The organism is Microbacterium sp. EB106-03-03-XG65 (genome assembly GCF_058791955.1).
Genome location: NZ_JBYTEB010000001.1, coordinates 2,078,588 through 2,095,216 on the forward strand (window position 1 = coordinate 2,078,588; position 16,629 = coordinate 2,095,216).

The 16,629-nt window shown below is 67.8% G+C and carries 17 protein-coding genes; 12 read left to right on the top strand and 5 right to left on the bottom strand.

Going from position 1 to position 16,629, the window contains the following annotated elements; translation table 11 throughout:
• Positions 1-36 precede the first annotated feature (36 nt).
• From AC3WS6_RS09735 to AC3WS6_RS09745, 3 genes are read right to left on the bottom strand one after another with little or no spacing between them, the layout of a single operon-like run.
• On the bottom strand, positions 37-1,263 hold the full coding sequence (locus AC3WS6_RS09735) for an MFS transporter (protein WP_492500826.1): 1,227 nt from the start codon (positions 1,261-1,263) through the stop codon (positions 37-39).
• Positions 1,260-1,697, bottom strand: coding sequence for a MarR family winged helix-turn-helix transcriptional regulator (locus AC3WS6_RS09740; protein WP_492500827.1), 438 nt, complete (start codon positions 1,695-1,697; stop codon positions 1,260-1,262). The genes AC3WS6_RS09735 and AC3WS6_RS09740 overlap by 4 nt, the downstream gene beginning before the upstream one ends.
• Before the next feature lie 54 nt (positions 1,698-1,751).
• Positions 1,752-2,540, bottom strand: a complete 789-nt coding sequence (locus tag AC3WS6_RS09745) for an IclR family transcriptional regulator (protein ID WP_492500828.1) — start codon at positions 2,538-2,540, stop codon at positions 1,752-1,754.
• 104 nt (positions 2,541-2,644) lie between these two features.
• Here AC3WS6_RS09745 and AC3WS6_RS09750 point away from each other — a divergent pair, with 104 nt between their 5' ends.
• From AC3WS6_RS09750 to AC3WS6_RS09760, 3 genes are read left to right on the top strand one after another with little or no spacing between them, the layout of a single operon-like run.
• Complete coding sequence (locus AC3WS6_RS09750) at positions 2,645-3,418, top strand: CoA transferase subunit A (protein WP_492500829.1); 774 nt, start codon at positions 2,645-2,647, stop codon at positions 3,416-3,418.
• Between the two features lies 1 nt (position 3,419).
• The gene (locus AC3WS6_RS09755) at positions 3,420-4,055 is read left to right on the top strand and encodes a CoA transferase subunit B (protein WP_492500830.1); all 636 of its coding nucleotides are present in this window, start codon (positions 3,420-3,422) and stop codon (positions 4,053-4,055) included.
• A 26-nt stretch (positions 4,056-4,081) separates the two neighbouring features.
• Positions 4,082-5,284 (top strand): acetyl-CoA C-acetyltransferase, encoded by a 1,203-nt coding sequence (locus tag AC3WS6_RS09760; protein ID WP_492500831.1) that lies wholly within the window; start codon positions 4,082-4,084, stop codon positions 5,282-5,284.
• Positions 5,285-5,287: 3 nt separating this feature from the next.
• Here the strand turns inward: AC3WS6_RS09760 and AC3WS6_RS09765 are convergent, their stop codons facing one another.
• On the bottom strand, positions 5,288-5,563 hold the full coding sequence (locus tag AC3WS6_RS09765; RefSeq protein ID WP_492500832.1) for a hypothetical protein: 276 nt from the start codon (positions 5,561-5,563) through the stop codon (positions 5,288-5,290).
• 207 nt (positions 5,564-5,770) lie between these two features.
• Between AC3WS6_RS09765 and AC3WS6_RS09770 the strand changes: the two genes are divergently transcribed.
• From AC3WS6_RS09770 to ilvC, 7 genes are all read left to right on the top strand, one after another.
• Positions 5,771-7,057: an MFS transporter gene (locus AC3WS6_RS09770; RefSeq protein ID WP_492500833.1), complete on the top strand. Its 1,287-nt coding sequence runs from the start codon at positions 5,771-5,773 to the stop codon at positions 7,055-7,057.
• Positions 7,058-7,091: 34 nt separating this feature from the next.
• Positions 7,092-8,501 carry an alpha,alpha-trehalose-phosphate synthase (UDP-forming) gene (locus AC3WS6_RS09775; RefSeq protein WP_492500834.1) on the top strand — a complete coding sequence of 470 codons (1,410 nt, stop codon included), beginning with the start codon at positions 7,092-7,094 and terminating at the stop codon, positions 8,499-8,501.
• 63 nt (positions 8,502-8,564) lie between these two features.
• Positions 8,565-9,359 carry a trehalose-phosphatase gene (gene otsB, locus AC3WS6_RS09780; RefSeq protein WP_492500835.1) on the top strand — a complete coding sequence of 265 codons (795 nt, stop codon included), beginning with the start codon at positions 8,565-8,567 and terminating at the stop codon, positions 9,357-9,359.
• A gap of 9 nt (positions 9,360-9,368) precedes the next feature.
• Positions 9,369-11,087 (top strand): dihydroxy-acid dehydratase, encoded by a 1,719-nt coding sequence (gene ilvD / locus AC3WS6_RS09785; protein ID WP_053095858.1) that lies wholly within the window; start codon positions 9,369-9,371, stop codon positions 11,085-11,087.
• A 61-nt stretch (positions 11,088-11,148) separates the two neighbouring features.
• The gene (locus AC3WS6_RS09790; protein ID WP_492500836.1) at positions 11,149-12,951 is read left to right on the top strand and encodes an acetolactate synthase large subunit; all 1,803 of its coding nucleotides are present in this window, start codon (positions 11,149-11,151) and stop codon (positions 12,949-12,951) included.
• Positions 12,952-12,953: 2 nt separating this feature from the next.
• Positions 12,954-13,463: an acetolactate synthase small subunit gene (ilvN, locus tag AC3WS6_RS09795; RefSeq protein ID WP_056278631.1), complete on the top strand. Its 510-nt coding sequence runs from the start codon at positions 12,954-12,956 to the stop codon at positions 13,461-13,463.
• 25 nt (positions 13,464-13,488) lie between these two features.
• A complete protein-coding gene (gene ilvC, locus AC3WS6_RS09800) occupies positions 13,489-14,538 on the top strand; it encodes a ketol-acid reductoisomerase (RefSeq protein WP_072592268.1) in 1,050 nt (349 codons plus the stop codon).
• Positions 14,539-14,696: 158 nt separating this feature from the next.
• Here the strand turns inward: ilvC and AC3WS6_RS09805 are convergent, their stop codons facing one another.
• Positions 14,697-15,626, bottom strand: coding sequence for a hypothetical protein (locus tag AC3WS6_RS09805; protein WP_492500837.1), 930 nt, complete (start codon positions 15,624-15,626; stop codon positions 14,697-14,699).
• A gap of 77 nt (positions 15,627-15,703) precedes the next feature.
• Between AC3WS6_RS09805 and AC3WS6_RS09810 the strand changes: the two genes are divergently transcribed.
• Both AC3WS6_RS09810 and AC3WS6_RS09815 read left to right on the top strand, forming a co-directional pair.
• Entirely contained in the window at positions 15,704-16,228 is a 525-nt protein-coding gene (locus AC3WS6_RS09810) for a hypothetical protein (RefSeq protein WP_492500838.1), read from the top strand.
• Positions 16,225-16,575, top strand: a complete 351-nt coding sequence (locus tag AC3WS6_RS09815) for a hypothetical protein (protein WP_492500839.1) — start codon at positions 16,225-16,227, stop codon at positions 16,573-16,575. The genes AC3WS6_RS09810 and AC3WS6_RS09815 overlap by 4 nt, the downstream gene beginning before the upstream one ends.
• The last annotated feature ends 54 nt before the right edge of the window (positions 16,576-16,629 follow it).

The following is a 16,629-nucleotide window of genomic DNA, read 5'->3' on the forward strand; positions in this document are numbered from 1 at the left end:
CTCACTCGTGTCGCTCATCTGCGGGGTGGTGCTCGATCAGGCCGCGTCGCCGAGCAGGATGGCCTCAGCGTCTTCGAGCTCCGCGTCGGCGGGTTCGTCGTCGATGTGCGCCAATGTCGCTCTCCCGAAGAAGATCACGGCAGCGGCGATGAGGATCGCGCCGGCGGCGACGAGATACGGCACGGTCGCGCTGAATGCGTGCCAGAGCGCCGCAGCCAGCGGGGGTGCCACCGCTCCGCCGAGGAAGCGCACGGAGGAGTACGCCGAAGAAGCGACGGAGCGCGGCAGGTCGGTCGCCTCCATCACTGCCTCGGTGAGCACGGTGTTCATGATTCCGAGCAGAAGACCGCCGATGACGATGCAGGTGACCAGGGCGGCAGCGGACTCGACGAGGAGCCCCGCGACGACGAGATCGATCGCGAGCAGCGGGAGGACGGTCAGGATGACGCGGGTGCGCGACATCCGACGCATCAGCAGGGGAGCGACCCAGACGCTCGTGACGGCGAGTGCGACCCCCCAGCCGAAGAAGGTGAAGCCGATGCCCATCGCCCCGAAGCCGAGCGGGAACGGCGAGAAGGCGAGCAGGATGAAGAAGCCGATGTTGTAGAAGAAGGCCGCGACAGCGAGCACCGCCAGTGCGGGACGCGTGAGCGCTCTGAAAGGAGCCGAAAAGGGAATCGGCGTGCGCTTCCCCTCCGGACCGCGCAGCAGCACCAGCACGGCCAGGAACGCGATCGCCATGAGTGCGACGACGCCGAAGAACGGGGCACGCCAGCTCTGCTCACCGAGGATTCCACCGAGCAGAGGGCCGATGGCGATGCCGAGTCCGAGGGCGGCCTCGTAGAGGATGATCGCGGCGGCGCTGCCACCCGAGGCCGCGCCGACGATCGTGGCGAGGGCTGTCGAGATGAAGAGGGCATTGCCCAGACCCCAGCCCGCACGGAATCCGATGACCGCATCGACACTGCCGCTCAACGCGCAGAACAGGGCGAAGACGACGATGAGGGCGAGCCCGATCAGCAGGGTCTTCTTCGCACCGATGCGGCTCGAGATCCAGCTGGTCACCAGCATCGCGAGACCCGTCACGGCGAGGTAGCTGGTGAACAGCAGCTCGGTCTCGACGGGGCTGGCCTGCAGGGAGTCGGCGATGGCAGGGAGAATCGGGTCGACCAGCCCGATTCCCATGAACGCGACGACGCACGCGAATGCGACCGCCCAGACCTGCGCGGGTTGTCTCCAGATGGATGTGGTGGTGCTCGTCACCGGTTCACTCCTGTCGAGTCGATTGTGGTGTGTGCCGCCAGGATCTCGGCGGCGCGGGTGAGTGCGCTCCACTCGTCGTCGTCGAGGGCGGCGAAGCGAGGAGCGAGGATGTCGCGGAACTCCGCGCGCCAGGCGCTCAGAGCGTCGGAGCCGGCGGGGGTGATGTCGACCGCGATCGCGCGTGAGTCCTCGGGGACGGGCGAGCGCAGCACCAGGCCGTCGCGTTCGAGGTTGCCGATGAGTCTCGTCATGCCGGGCTGGGTGGTGCGCGCCGCGGCCGCGAGCTCCCCGACGCGTTGAGGGCCGGCGTTCTCGAGCAGGTTGAGGACGCGCCATTGGGCCGCGGGGGCATCGTTCCCCGCATCCTGCGCGGCGATCCGCCCCAGCGCGTACCCGGAGAGCACGAGAGACGGGATCACGTCGATACGATTCATACCAAGAAGTATATACCCGGTGGTATGTATTGCGTGCAGCGAAGCTGCAACGAGCTAGCGACGTGCGTTGGCGATCCGCGCGGACAGCTGATGTGCGTGCGCGAGAAGCGTTCGGCCGAGTTCGGGGAGCCGCTCCGGTCCGAATCTGAATCCGACTCCCGTGAGGCTCAACGCCCACTCGGGTCGACCTGATCTGTCGAACACGGCTGCGCCCAGCCCCCAGCTTCCCTCGACGATCAGGCCAGGGTTCACCGCATAGCCCCGCTCCTTCGTCTCGGCGAGCCGGGTGCGCAGGGGCAGAGCGCTGTGCGGCGCTCCCCACTCCTGCTCCAATCGGGGGTGGCGTTCGAGATAAGCGTCCACATCGTGGTCCGGCAGGAAGGCCAGGATGGCGAGTCCAGCGCTCGCGACACCGAGGGGGAAGCGGATTCCTTCACTGAGCACGAAGGACCGAATGGGGAAGGCTCCTTCCTCCCGTACGAGACAGACGGTCTCGTCTGCGCGACGCACCGAGAGAAAGGCGCTCTCCTCGGTCTTGACCGCAAGCGATCGCACGATGTCGCGCGCGAGCCCCGTGACGTCGTACCGCGCCGCCGCGACGCTGCCCATCAGGTAGAGCTCGGGTCCCGGCATCCATTTCGTCGACTCCTCATCTCGATCGACGAGACCCTCTGCACGCAGCGCCGAGAGGAGCCGGTGCGTCGTGGACCGGGTGAGGCCGGAGGCCCGGGCGAGGTCATGCAGCGGGGCGCCGCCGGCTCCACTGGCAGTGACGAGGCGCAACAGTGCGGCTGCGCGAGCGATGGCCTGCGCTCCGGGAACCCCGCGCGATGTTTGTTCCATGATGTGGACGCTACTGCCGGATCAGTCCACATCACAAGAGCGGGCTCGCGTGCGGGGGACGACCGCGGGATCCTGTTCCCAGGCACGTCTTCGAAGGAGCACGCGTGATCGACAAGCAGAGGGCATCCGCAGCGGAAGCCGTGGCAGACATCTGGGACGGATCCTCGATCGCGGTGGGAGGATTCGGGCTTTCCGGCAATCCGATCGCTCTGATCGAGGCGATCCTCGCGCAGGGCACCACCGATCTCCGCGTCGTCAGCAACAACTGCGGCGTCGATGATTGGGGTCTGGGAGTGCTGCTCGGCGCGGGGCGGATCCGCAAGATGACATCGTCGTACGTGGGCGAGAACAAGGAGTTCGAGCGTCAGTTCCTGTCCGGCGAACTCGAACTCGAACTCACGCCGCAGGGGACCCTCGCCGAGAAGTTGAGAGCCGGCGGTTCGGGCATCGGAGCATTCTTCACCCAGACCGGCGTGGGAACCCAGGTCGCCGAGGGAGGGCTGCCGCGTCGCTACGCACAGGACGGGGCGACCGCCCTCGCCTCTCCGGCAAAGGAGGTGCGCGTGTTCGACATCGACGGGACTCCCCAGGAGTACGTGCTGGAAGAGGCCATCACCACCGATTTCGCGCTGGTGCACGCTCTTGCCGGCGATCGCCACGGCAACCTCATCTTCAACAAGGCGGCACGCAACTTCAATCCGCTCGCGGCCATGGCCGGCCGTGTGTGCATCGCCCAGGTCGAGCATCTCGTGGAGCCGGGTGAGCTCGACCCCGATCGCATCCACCTGCCCGGCGTGTACGTGCACCGCATCATCGAGGTCGGCCCCGACATCACCAAACGCATCGAGCGGCGCACGGTCGCCGTGGAAGGGGCTTGAGATGGCGCTCACGCGTGACGAGATGGCGGCTCGCGCCGCCGCCGAACTGCAGGACGGCTCATACGTGAATCTCGGTATCGGGCTTCCCACCCTCGTGCCGAATCATGTGCCGGAGGGGGTGACAGTCGTGCTTCAGTCCGAGAACGGCATTCTCGGTGTGGGCCCCTATCCCCGCGAAGAGGCAGTCGACCCCGACCTCATCAACGCAGGCAAGGAGACGGTCACGGTGCTGCCGGGATCGGCCTTCTTCGATTCTGCGCTGAGCTTCGGCATGATCCGTGCGGGCAAGATCGACGCGGCGATCCTCGGAGCCATGCAGGTGTCTGCTCGGGGCGACCTCGCCAACTGGATGATCCCGGGCAAGATGGTCAAGGGTCCAGGAGGCGCGATGGACCTGGTGCACGGTGCGCGACGCGTGATCGTCCTCATGGAGCACACCGCGAAGGACGGCTCCGCGAAGATCGTCGACGAATGCTCGCTGCCGCTCACCGGGCGCCGTGTGGTCGACCGCATCATCACCGACTTGGCAGTGATCGACGTCACGGACGCGGGTCTGGTACTGGTCGAAACAGCACCGGGGGTGTCAGTCGACGACGTGGTCGCGGCGACCGAGCCGGTCTTGATCGTGGAATCGTGAAGAGCAATCGACGGAAGGACCCCGAAATGACCGACACCACGCACTCGGATGCCGAAGACATCGTGATCGTCGCCGCGGCTCGCACGCCCCAGGGGCGTCTGAAGGGGCAGCTGGCGGGCTTCACCGCACCGCAACTCGGCTCCTTCGCGATCCGCGGCGCGCTCGAGCAGGGGCGCGTCGACGGATCCGAGGTCGATGCCGTCATCATGGGGCAGGTGCTCGCGGCCGGATCCGGTCAGAATGCCGCACGCCAGGCGGCGATCGGAGCGGGCATCGGATGGGACGTGCCGGCGCATTCGATCAACAAAGTATGCCTGTCGGGTCTCACGGCCGTGATCGACGCGGCTCGCATGATCCGCACGGGTGACGCGGGGGTCGTGGTGGCAGGCGGAATGGAGTCGATGACCCGCGCGCCGCATCTGCTGATGGGGTCGCGCGAAGGCTGGGCCTACGGCAGTGTCGAGGTGCTCGATCACATGGCGTACGACGGCCTCACGGATGCCTACGACCGCGAGAGCATGGGGGCGTCGACGGAGCGCCACAACGCGCGATACGACCTGACCCGTGCCGCGCAGGACGAGGTCGCGGCGCTGTCGCATCAGCGCGCGGCCGCCGCACAGGACAGTGGGGTGTTCGATGCGGAGATCATTCCGGTGGCGGTGCCGCAGCGACGCGGTGAGCCGCTCGCCGTCTCGGCCGACGAGGGCATCCGCCGTGACACCACGGTCGAGTCGTTGAGCGGCCTGCGACCGGCATTCGCGGAGGGTGGCTCGATCACCGCAGGCAACTCGTCGCAGATCTCCGACGGTGCATCGGCGGTGATCGTGACGACGCGGGGCCGTGCCCTGGGATCGGGCTGGCCCGTTCTGGCGACGGTCGGTGCGAGCGGGCAGACGGCCGGCCCCGACAACTCCCTGCAGGCTCAGCCCGCCCGGGCCATCGAGCGCGCATGCTCCAAGCAGGGGATCCTGCCGACTGATCTCGACCTCGTCGAGATCAACGAGGCGTTCGGTGCGGTCGTCGCGCGGTCTCAGACTGAGCTCGGCATCTCGAGCGCCGTCGTCAACATCCATGGCGGAGGAATTGCCATAGGCCATCCGATCGGAGCCTCGGGAGCGCGCTTGGTGGTGCACGTGGCGCATGAACTCGCGCGGCGAGGCACCGGCACCGCGGCCGTCGGGCTGTGCGGAGGTGGAGGCCAGGGAGAGGCTCTCATCCTCACGCGCTGATGGTCAGCGCTTCAGCGGCTTCACCTTCGCGGAGCGCTTCTCCTCTTTCTCCTGCTCCCGCTGCTGCTTCGCGTAGACGGGGGAGTCGGGGGAGACAGGGCGTCCCTGCTTGGCGCGACGTGTGTCGATCACGGCGCCCACGGCCAGGGCGAGGCTGATCGCCCAGCTCACCCATGCGAGCGCCGAGCGCCAGGTGATCTTGGTGTCACGGGAGCCGCGGAGCAGGGTGACCCCGGTCATGATCGCGCCGATGAGTCCGGTACCCGAGAGGTAGTTCATGCCCTCACGCTACCCGCACAGGCGTCGCCCGTGCCGAGCCTTGACAGCGGCTGCACGGTCTGGCAGGCCCAGCACGCTCGCAGACGCCTGCGATAGCATGACGGAGTCGCGGCTCGTCCGCGTCCGAAACCCGTGTATCTACCGGCCGTCGGCTCCCCGGCGGACAGCGGCGGCACCCGACCCCGCGTCTTCGGGCGCGCGAGAGCCATGACACACGTATCTCCTCCGGCGTATGCCGCCGCTCCCTCACCGATTTCCGAGGCCCCGAGCCTTCTCCGCACGGCGGGGCTCCCGTACTTCGTGATCGCCTTCGTCGCGCGACTGCCGTTCGCCATGATGGTGGTCGGCGTGCTCACCGTCGTCGTCTCGGCGCGCGGCTCGCTCTCACTCGGCGGCCTCACGTCGGCGGCGGTCGGCCTGGGCACCGCCTGCTTCGGCCCACTGCTCGGCGCTGCAGCCGACCGCTTCGGTCAGCGCACCGTGCTGCTGCTCCTGGCGGTCGCGAACGGAACGATGCTGGTCGTCTTCACCATCGTCGTCTATGCCGATGCCGCCGACGCACTCGTGCTGGTCACGGCGATGGGCATCGGCGCCACGGCGCCGCAGGTGGCGCCGCTGTCGCGATCCAGGCTCGTCACGATGATCGCCGATCGGATGCCCGAGGCCGTGCGCGCCAAGACGACGTCGGGAACCATGGCCTACGAATCGGCAGCCGATGAGACGGTGTTCGTCTTCGGACCGTTCATCGTCGGCATCCTCGCCTCGGTGTTCGCGCCGTGGGCACCGCTCGTCGGCGCGGCTGCTCTCACGGTCATATTCGTCGGAGCGTTCGCACTGCACCCGAGCGCGCGCGTCGTGTCGGTGCATCGCGACAGTGACGGGCGCGCGCCATCGGCGGTGTCCGAACTGTTCCGACCGCCGGTGCTCGTCATCATCCTCGGGATCCTGGGCGTCGGCATGTTCTTCGGCACCATGCTCACCTCGCTCACCTCGTTCATGGCCGACCGCGGTGACCCCGAGCAGGCCGGACTGCTGTACGGCGTCATGGGAGTCGGATCGGCGATCCTCGCGCTCGGCGTCGCCTGGCTCCCGGTGAGGTTCTCGCTGCGGGCGCGCTGGCTGCTCTTCTCCGGAGTCCTGCTCGCCGGGAGCATCCTGCTGCTGTTCGTGGATACCCCCGCGACGATGATGATCGCACTCGCCGTCATGGGCGTCGGCATCGGACCGACGCTCGTCACGCAATACAGCCTCGGCGCGGCGCGCAGCCCGCTCGGACGTTCGGCGACGGTCATGACGATGCTCGGTTCCGGGATCGTGGTGGGCCAGTCGCTCGGCGCCGCGGTGGCGGGAGAACTCGCAGAGAACGTGGGCACCGGCAGCGCTCTGCTCCTTCCGATCGTCGCGGCCGGAATAGCGTTCGCTGCGGGGCTTGTCAACTGGCGCTGGGGCGCGTCCGGGTCTCGCGTACCCTCGGAAGAGGCCCCAGTAGCCTGAGGTCCGTCCCCCCTTCGCAGTGCCAAGGAGCTCCATGCCAGCCGCAGATTTCGTCGTCGTCGCCAATCGCCTCCCTGTCGATCGGGTGGTGGGTCCCGATGGCGAGGACGAGTGGCGCACCTCGCCGGGCGGACTCGTGGCGGCACTCGAGCCGATGATGCGCAGCGCGCACGGCGCGTGGGTGGGGTGGCCCGGACAGCCGGACGTCGAGCTCGACCCTTTCGAGATCAACGGGATCGATCTGGTGCCCGTGCCTCTCAGCACGGAGGAGGTCGCCGACTACTACGAGGGTTTCGCGAACGACACGATCTGGCCGCTCTACCACGACGTCATCGCGCCGCCGCAGTATCACCGCGAGTGGTGGGATGCGTACGTGCGAGTCAACCGGCGGTTCGCGCAGGCTGCCGCTGACATCGCCGCACCGGATGGGACGATCTGGGTGCACGACTACCAGCTGCAGCTGGTTCCTCAGATGATCCGTGAGATCCGCCCCGACGTCACGATCGGCTACTTCCACCACATCCCGTTCCCCGCCCACGGCCTCTATGCTCAGCTTCCCTGGCGCGATCAGGTGCTCACGGGACTCCTGGGCGCAGATGTGATCGGGTTCCAGCGTGCACAGGATGCCACCTACTTCCTGACGGCCGTCCGTCGGCGTCTGCGGCACGAGGTCAAGGGATCGGCGGTCACTGTCCCGACGGGCGACGGGGGCTCGCGCACAGCGGTCGCCCGGGCATTTCCGATCTCGATCGACACGACGCCGTACCTCGAACTCGCGGCTCGCCCCGACGTGCGCGCTCGCGCAGCGGAGATCAGGGAGAGCCTCGGCAACCCGAAGAAGATCCTCCTCGGCGTCGACCGGCTCGACTACACGAAGGGCATCCGGCATCGGATCAAGGCATACGGCGAGCTTCTCGAAGACGGCAAGCTGAGCGTCGACGACGTCACCTTCGTGCAGGTCGCCAGCCCGAGCCGCGAGCGCGTAGACGCCTATGTGCACCTGCGCGACGAGATCGAGCTCGCGGTCGGGCGCATCAACGGCGACCACGACACGATGGGGCACACCGCGATCCGCTACCTCCACCAGGGCTACCCGCGTGAGGAGATGGTCGCGCTGTACCTCGCCGCCGACGTGATGCTCGTGACCGCACTCCGCGACGGCATGAACCTCGTGGCGAAGGAGTACGTCGCGACGCGCGCCGACAATCGCGGCGTGCTCGTGCTGAGCGAGTTCACGGGGGCCGCCGATGAGCTGCGGCAGGCCGTGCGTGTCAACCCGCACGACATCGCGGGGCTGAAGGACGCGATCATGACCGCGGTCACGATGACGCCCGCCGAGCAGGGCAAGCGGATGCGGTCGCTGCGGCGCCGCGTGCTGGAGAACGACGTGAACGCGTGGTCGTCGTCGTTCCTCCGCGCACTCGCTGACGTCCGCGGACGCTGATCGGCCGGGTCGCATCGTTCCGCCGGGTCATACTGGGAGGACACCGCCTCGATTGGAGACCCTGTGACCCGTAGCTGGACCCCCGGAGCCGCAGACCCGGCGCTGAGCGCCATCGCCGCCACACCCAGACTCATCGTCGCCCTGGACTTCGACGGCACGGCCTCCCCGCTCGTCCCCGACCCGATGGCGGCCAGGGCGCTGCCCGAGGTCGCGGTGCAGGTAGCACGCCTCGCGGCGCTCCCCGACACGGTCGTCGCCTACGTCTCCGGGCGCAGCATGAACGACCTGCGGGTGATCACGGAGCACACGGACGACTCCCTGATCGCGCTGGCCGGATCGCACGGCGCCCAGTACTGGTATCCCGGCGTCGGCGCGGACGAGGCCGACGGAGACACCGCCGAGGGCTCGCGAGAGGAACTGTGGGAGGCCGCGCGGCCGATCATCGATCGTTACGAGGGTGCCGAGCTCGAACCCAAGACCTTCGGAATGGGGGTGCACACGCGCACGGCCACTCCCGAGGTCGAGAAGGCGGTGTTCGACGAGATCGACGCGCTCGTCGCGGAGCGCTTCCCGCATTGGCGACGGCGTGCGGGGCACCGTGTTCTCGAGTTCTCGTCCCGCAACGAGGGCAAGGATGCCGCGATGACCGCCCTGCGCGAGCACTTCGACGCCACGGCGATCCTGTTCGCGGGCGACGACGTCACGGACGAGGATGCCATGCGCGTGCTCAGCGGCGCCGATCTGGGCGTCCGCGTGGGGCCGGGGGAGAGCGCGGCCGAGCTTCGTGTGGAGAACCCACAACAGATCGCGCTGCTTCTGGAGGCACTCGCGGACGAGCGGACCTCGCGGCGGGAATAGACTTCCGTCATGTCCTCGCATGATCCCTCCACCAGCGCGCCCATCGACATCAAGCCCCGCAGCCGAGTCGTCACCGACGGCATCGAGGCGACGACCTCCCGAGGCATGCTCCGTGCCGTCGGCATGGGCGACGCCGACTGGGACAAACCGCAGATCGGCATCGCGTCCAGCTGGAACGAGATCACCCCCTGCAACCTGAGCCTCGACCGCCTCGCGCAGGGTGCCAAGGAGGGCGTGCACTCGGGCGGCGGCTACCCGTTGCAGTTCGGCACGATCTCGGTCTCCGACGGCATCTCGATGGGCCACGAGGGCATGCACTTCTCGCTCGTGTCGCGTGAGGTCATCGCCGACTCGGTCGAGACCGTGATGATGGCCGAGCGCCTCGACGGGTCGGTTCTGCTCGCCGGCTGCGACAAGTCGATCCCGGGAATGCTCATGGCCAGCGCCCGGCTCGATCTGTCGAGCGTGTTCCTCTACGCCGGCTCCATCGCCCCCGGCTGGGTCAAGCTCTCGGACGGCACCGAGAAGGACGTCACGATCATCGACTCGTTCGAAGCGGTCGGCGCGTGCCGTGCTGGTCTCATGAGCGAAGAGGACCTCAAGCGCATCGAGTGCGCGATCGCGCCCGGTGAGGGCGCCTGCGGTGGCATGTACACGGCCAACACCATGGCGTCGGTCGCCGAGGCCCTGGGACTGAGCCTCCCCGGCTCCGCCGCGCCGCCCGCCGCCGATCGTCGTCGCGACTACTTCGCGCACCGCTCCGGCGAGGCCGTCGTCAACCTGCTCCGTCAGGGGATCACGACCCGCGACATCCTCACCAAGGAGGCGTTCGAGAACGCGATCGCCCTCGCGATGGCCCTGGGCGGCTCGACCAACGTCGTGCTGCACCTCCTCGCGATCGCCCGCGAGGCCGAGGTGGAGCTGAGCCTCCATGACTTCAACCGCATCGGCGACAAGGTGCCGCACGTCGCCGACATGAAGCCTTTCGGCAAGTACGTCATGAACGACGTCGACCGCCACGGCGGCATCCCGGTCATCATGAAGGCGATGCTCGACGAGGGCCTGCTGCACGGTGATGCGCTCACCGTGACCGGCAAGACGCTCGCTGAGAACCTCGCGGACCTCGACCCGCAGCCGATCGACGGCGAGGTCATCCACACGTTCGACAACCCGATCCACGCGACCGGCGGCCTGACGATCCTGCACGGTTCGCTCGCGCCCGAGGGTGCGGTTGTGAAGACGGCGGGCTTCGATGCCGCCGTGTTCGAGGGCTCCGCCCGGGTGTTCGAGCGCGAGCGCGCCGCCATGGATGCGGTGGCGAACGGCGAGATCGAGGCGGGCACGGTCATCGTCATCCGCTACGAGGGTCCGAAGGGTGGACCGGGTATGCGCGAGATGCTCGCCATCACCGCGGCCATCAAGGGCGCGGGGCTCGGAAAAGATGTACTACTCTTGACTGACGGACGATTCTCAGGCGGCACAACCGGCCTGTGCATCGGCCACATAGCACCCGAAGCGGTGGACGCAGGTCCTATCGCCTTCGTGCGCGATGGTGATCTGATACGGGTCGATATCGCAGCTCGCTCTCTCGACCTACTCGTCGACGAGGCGGAGCTCGCCTCCCGCCGTTCTGGCTGGGAGCCGCTACCCCCGCGCTATACCCGTGGCGTTCTTGCCAAGTACTCGCGTCTCGTGCGGTCCGCCGCCGAGGGCGCGACGACCGGCTGATCCGCGTCGGCTCCGGCATCCCCGCCTCCGACGTCGCCAACAGACCATCAGAAGGAGTGTCATGACCGCTGACACCGTCTCGGCTGTGCCGAGGCCACCCGCACCCAAGTCCGCTGCGCAGGAGATCTCCGGAGCGGAGGCCGTCGTCCGCTCGCTCGAGCTCCTCGGCGTGAAGGACGTCTTCGGCCTCCCCGGCGGAGCCATCCTCCCCGTCTACGACCCGCTCATGGATGCCGCCGAGCTGCGTCACATCCTGGTGCGCCACGAGCAGGGCGCGGGCCACGCCGCCGAGGGCTACGCGTCGTCGTCCGGCAAGGTCGGCGTCTGCATCGCGACGTCCGGACCCGGGGCGACCAACCTCGTCACCGCGATCGCCGACGCCTACATGGACTCGGTGCCGTTGCTCGCGATCACCGGACAGGTCTTCTCGACGCTGATGGGAACGGATGCGTTCCAGGAGGCCGACATCGTGGGCATCACGATGCCGGTGACGAAGCACTCGTTCCTCGTGAAGGATGCGTCCGAGATTCCCGGGGCCATCGCCGCGGCCTACGAGATCGCCTCGACCGGTCGACCCGGTCCCGTGCTCGTCGACATCACCAAGGACGCCCAGCAGGCCATGGCGCCGTTCGTCTGGCCGCCGAAGTACGACCTGCCGGGCTACCGTCCCGTCACAAAGGCGCACGGCAAGCAGATCCAGGCGGCGGCCGCGCTGCTCGCCGAGGCCAAGAAGCCCGTGCTGTACGTCGGCGGCGGTGTGATCCGCGGTCGCGCCTCGGCCGAGCTGCTCGCTCTGGCCGAGACGACGAATGCGCCGGTCGTGACCACCCTCATGGCGCGGGGCGCCTTCCCCGACTCGCACCAGCAGCACCTGGGCATGCCCGGCATGCACGGCACCGTTCCTGCGGTGCTCGCGCTGCAGGAGGCCGACCTGATCGTGTCGCTCGGTGCACGGTTCGACGATCGTGTGACCGGCAAGGCCGCGCTCTTCGCACCGAACGCCAAGGTCGTGCACGTCGATATCGATCCTGCCGAGATCTCGAAGATCCGCACGGCCGATGTGCCGATCGTCGGCGACGTCCGTGACGTGCTGGTCGACCTCGAGTCGGCGTTCCGCACGGCTGCCAGCACCACCACCCCCGACACCGAGGAGTGGTGGTCGTACCTCGACGGACTGCGCAACGAGTTCCCGCTCGGCTACGCTCCGACGACCGACGGCCTGCTGGCGCCGCAGTATGTGATCCAGCGGATCGGCGAGTTGACGGGTCCGGAGGGCATCTACGCCGCGGGTGTCGGACAGCACCAGATGTGGGCCGCGCAGTTCATCAAGTACGAGCGCCCCAACGCCTGGCTGAACTCCGGGGGAGCGGGAACGATGGGCTACTCCGTGCCCGCCGCGATGGGTGCGAAGGTCGCAGAGCCCGACCGTGTGGTGTGGGCGATCGACGGCGACGGCTGCTTCCAGATGACCAATCAGGAGCTCGCGACCTGCTCGATCAACAACATCCCGATCAAGGTCGCGATCATCAACAACTCCTCGCTGGGCATGGTGCGCCAGTGGCAGACGCTGTTCTACGACGGACGTCACTCGAACACCGACCTCAACACCGGACACGGCACCATCCGCATCCCCGACTTCGTGAAGCTCGCAGAGGCCTACGGCTGTCTCGCGATCCGCGTGGAGAAGGAGGATGAGGTGGATGCGGCGATCAAGCTCGCCCTCGAGACGAACGATCGCCCCGTCGTCATCGACTTCGTCGTCAGCGCCGATTCGATGGTGTGGCCGATGGTTCCCCAGGGCGTGAGCAACAGCTACGTCCAGTACGCCCGCGAGCACGCGCCCGCATTCGACGAGGAGGACTGACCATGTCGACTCACGTGCTGAGCCTCCTCGTGGAGAACACCCCCGGCCTGCTGACGCGAGTCGCGGGACTGTTCGCACGCCGCGGCTTCAACATCGACTCTCTCGCTGTCGGCGTGACCGAGGTGCCCGGCATCTCGCGCATCACCGTCGTCGTCGACCTCGAGGACCTCCCTCTCGAGCAGGTGACGAAGCAGCTCAACAAGCTGATCAACGTCATCAAGATCGTCGAGCTCGACTTCCCGACGTCCGTGCAGCGCGAGCACATGCTCGTCAAGGTCCGCACCGACAACGCGACCAGGTCGAACGTCATCGAGGTGGCGAACCTGTTCCGCGCCTCGGTCGTGGACTACGCCTCCGACGCGCTGGTGATCGAGGTCACCGGTGACCGGGGCAAGGTCGACGCCATGCTCCGCGCCCTCGAGCCGTTCGGCATCAAGGAGATCGCGCAGTCGGGCCTCCTCGCCATCGGCCGCGGCGGCAAGAGCATCACCGAGCGCGTCCTGCGCGGCTGATCAGCTTTCACACACGTACACGAACATCAATCAAGGAGAGAAACCAGTGAGCACCGAGATCTTCTACGACGCAGACGCCGATCTGTCGATCATCCAGGGCAAGAAGGTCGCAATCGTCGGCTACGGCTCGCAGGGTCACGCGCACGCGCAGAACCTTCGCGACTCGGGCGTCGAGGTCGCGATCGCCCTCAAGGAGGGGTCGAAGTCGGCACCGAAGGCGGAGGAGGCCGGATTCGCGGTCAAGACCGTCGCGGACGCGACGCAGTGGGCCGACCTCATCATGATCCTCGCGCCCGACCAGCACCAGCGCACGATCTACAGCGAGTCCATCGCTCCGAACCTGACCGAGGGCAAGACGCTCGCCTTCGCGCACGGCTTCAACATCCGCTTCGGCTACATCGATGCTCCTGAGGGCGTCGACGTGATCCTCGTCGCTCCCAAGGCGCCGGGTCACACCGTGCGTCGCGAGTTCGTCGCCGGCCGCGGCATCCCCGACATCATCGCCGTCGAGCGTGACGCCTCGGGCAACGCGTGGGCGACCGCGCTGTCGTACGCCAAGGCCATCGGTGGCACCCGCGCCGGCGTCATCAAGACGACCTTCACGGAAGAGACCGAGACCGACCTGTTCGGCGAGCAGGCTGTGCTCTGCGGTGGCGTCAGCCACCTCGTGCAGGCCGGCTTCGAGACCCTCACCGAGGCGGGCTACCAGCCGCAGATCGCCTACTTCGAGGTGCTGCACGAGCTGAAGCTCATCGTCGACCTCATGTGGGAGGGCGGCATCGCGAAGCAGCGCTGGTCGGTCTCCGACACGGCTGAGTACGGCGACTACGTCTCGGGACCCCGCGTCGTGACCCCCGAGGTCAAGGAGTCGATGAAGGCGATCCTCGCCGACATCCAGAACGGCAACTTCGCCAAGCGCTTCATCGATGACCAGGACAACGGTGCCGAGGAATTCCTGGCACTGCGTGCCAAGGAGGAGACGCACCCGATCGAGGCCACCGGCAAGGAGCTGCGCTCGCTCTTCGCATGGAAGCAGCAGGACGAGGACTACGTCGACGGCAGCGCTGCACGCTGACGTCGAGTAGTCCTCGAAGGGCTGTGCTGGTCGAGCCGCTGGCGCGGCCGCCGGCCCTTCGGGCCTGGGTCGACGGCAGCGCTGCGCGCTGATCTGAGACAGTCGAAAGAGGGGGCCCGGTGCGAATCGCACCGGGCCCCCTCTCGCGCTCCTGGGGGTCACTCCGCCGGAGCCTCCTCGACCTCGATCGGCGCGTCGGCCGGGTCGGCCCAGACCGGCGCGGGCAGCAGGGTGTCGACTGCTCCGCCCTGGATCTCCCGCAATGCGTCCTCGATCTCGTCGGCGTTCTCCGGCACCGCGAGACCGCAGGTGCGCAGCTCGCTGGCGAACTTCAGCGTGAGGCGGCTCTTGCCGGCCTCGACGGCCTCAGCCGTGGTGCCGGTGCGCTTCTCGCTGCCGGTCTGGATGTCGGAGACCTCATCGCACACGTGGTACACCGCACCACCGTCGACCCACACGACCTCGTCCTTGCCGAGCATCAGGATGACCGCGGACTGGTCGGCCGTGTACTTCTCGACGGACGGCGGGTTGAAGTCGACACCGATCACCGTGGCGAGCACGGCGAGGACCACGCCGACGATGCCTGCGGTGGTCTTCTGGCCCTTGCTCATGTCCTTGTTCAGGAAGATCAGGATGACCAGGGGGAGGAAGGCCACGATCGCGATGATCGCGCCGAGCTGGTTCTGCACGAAGAAGCGCACGGTCTCGGACCTGCGCGCAGGGTCGAGCCGGTTGGCCTTCTTCCAGAGGATCGAGCCGGTGATCGCGAGCGCTGCGATGACCACCAGCAGCACGAGCAGGGTGACGAACGCCCACTGCGGGAACTGCGTCGTGACGCCCTGCTCTTCCAGCAGACCCGTGTCGGGGTCGCGGACGAGGGTGCCGTCCTCACCGACGTACACACGCTGACGAAGCAGCCAGAAGATCGACACCGCTTCAGCCGCGATGGCGACAGCCCACAGGATCGCGGCGATCCATCGGAAGGTCGTCGCCTTCGACTTCGCCGCGGCTGTCGGCTTCCACCCCGCGGCGGGCTCTTCTGCTCCGCCCGCTGTGCTCTGGTCGACCCTGTCGTTCTGCTCGGCCACTGGCTTCCCTCCCCGAGTGGGCCGCGATGGCCCAGATGCCCCCGAGCATAGTGGACGAGGTGTCCTACGCTGGGGACATGACTTCCGACTCCGACGATGCCCTGAGCTGGGACGGTGATGACGGCGTCGTGCCGAAGGCGCGGCGCACGGCGAAGGGCTCCGGGAGTGGGGCGCCCGCGCCGCTCGACCGCTCTGATGATGCGGCGCTGCCGGACGGATGGAACGCCGTCGGCCGCGGCAGCGAGGCTGTCGGTCGGGTCGAGACCGACGGTACTGCCACTGTGCCTGACGAGCAGGAACCGGCGCACCTGAGCACCGCCATGCTTCTGACCCTCGGGGTGGTCGGCGGCGTCTACCTCCTCTACAGCATCGGCTGGGTCGTCGGAGGGCTTCGACTGAAGCCGCTCGCCAACCTGATCGTGGCCGATGCGATGTACGTGCCGTGGTTCGTGCTCGCGGTGGCGGCGCCTTCGCTGTGGTTCCTGGCGGTGTGGGTGTTGACGCGTGCGAAGGCGACCTGGATCCGCGTCGGGCTGCTGCTGCTCGGAGTGGTGCTGCTCGTGCCCTGGCCATTCGTGACAGTGGGGGTGATCGGATCATGACCGTGCAGCCGACATCATCGGTGACGGGCGCCTCTCCACGGTGGCTCAGCGCAATCGTGCTCGGCGTCGCGGGCCTCTTCTACGCCTACGCGATCTGGAACGCCGTCGCTCACCTCGTCTCGATGGCCCAGAGCGGACTCACCGGCATCGGCTGGGTGACCCTTCTCTTCGGAGTGGTGTTCCCGGCGCTCGTCTTCGTGTTCGCGTACGCGATCGGGCGGCGGCGCCGCGCGGGCGAACTCGCTCTGGTGCTCCTGGCCGGTCTCGGCGTCGTGGCGGTGTTCTGGCTGAGTCTAATCGGCTACAGCATCCTCAACATGTCGGATCTCGTGACGGTCGCGCTCTGATCGACCGCGTCACACGGCACGGAGCAGCGGAGTCGCTCGGGTACAGTTGAAGTG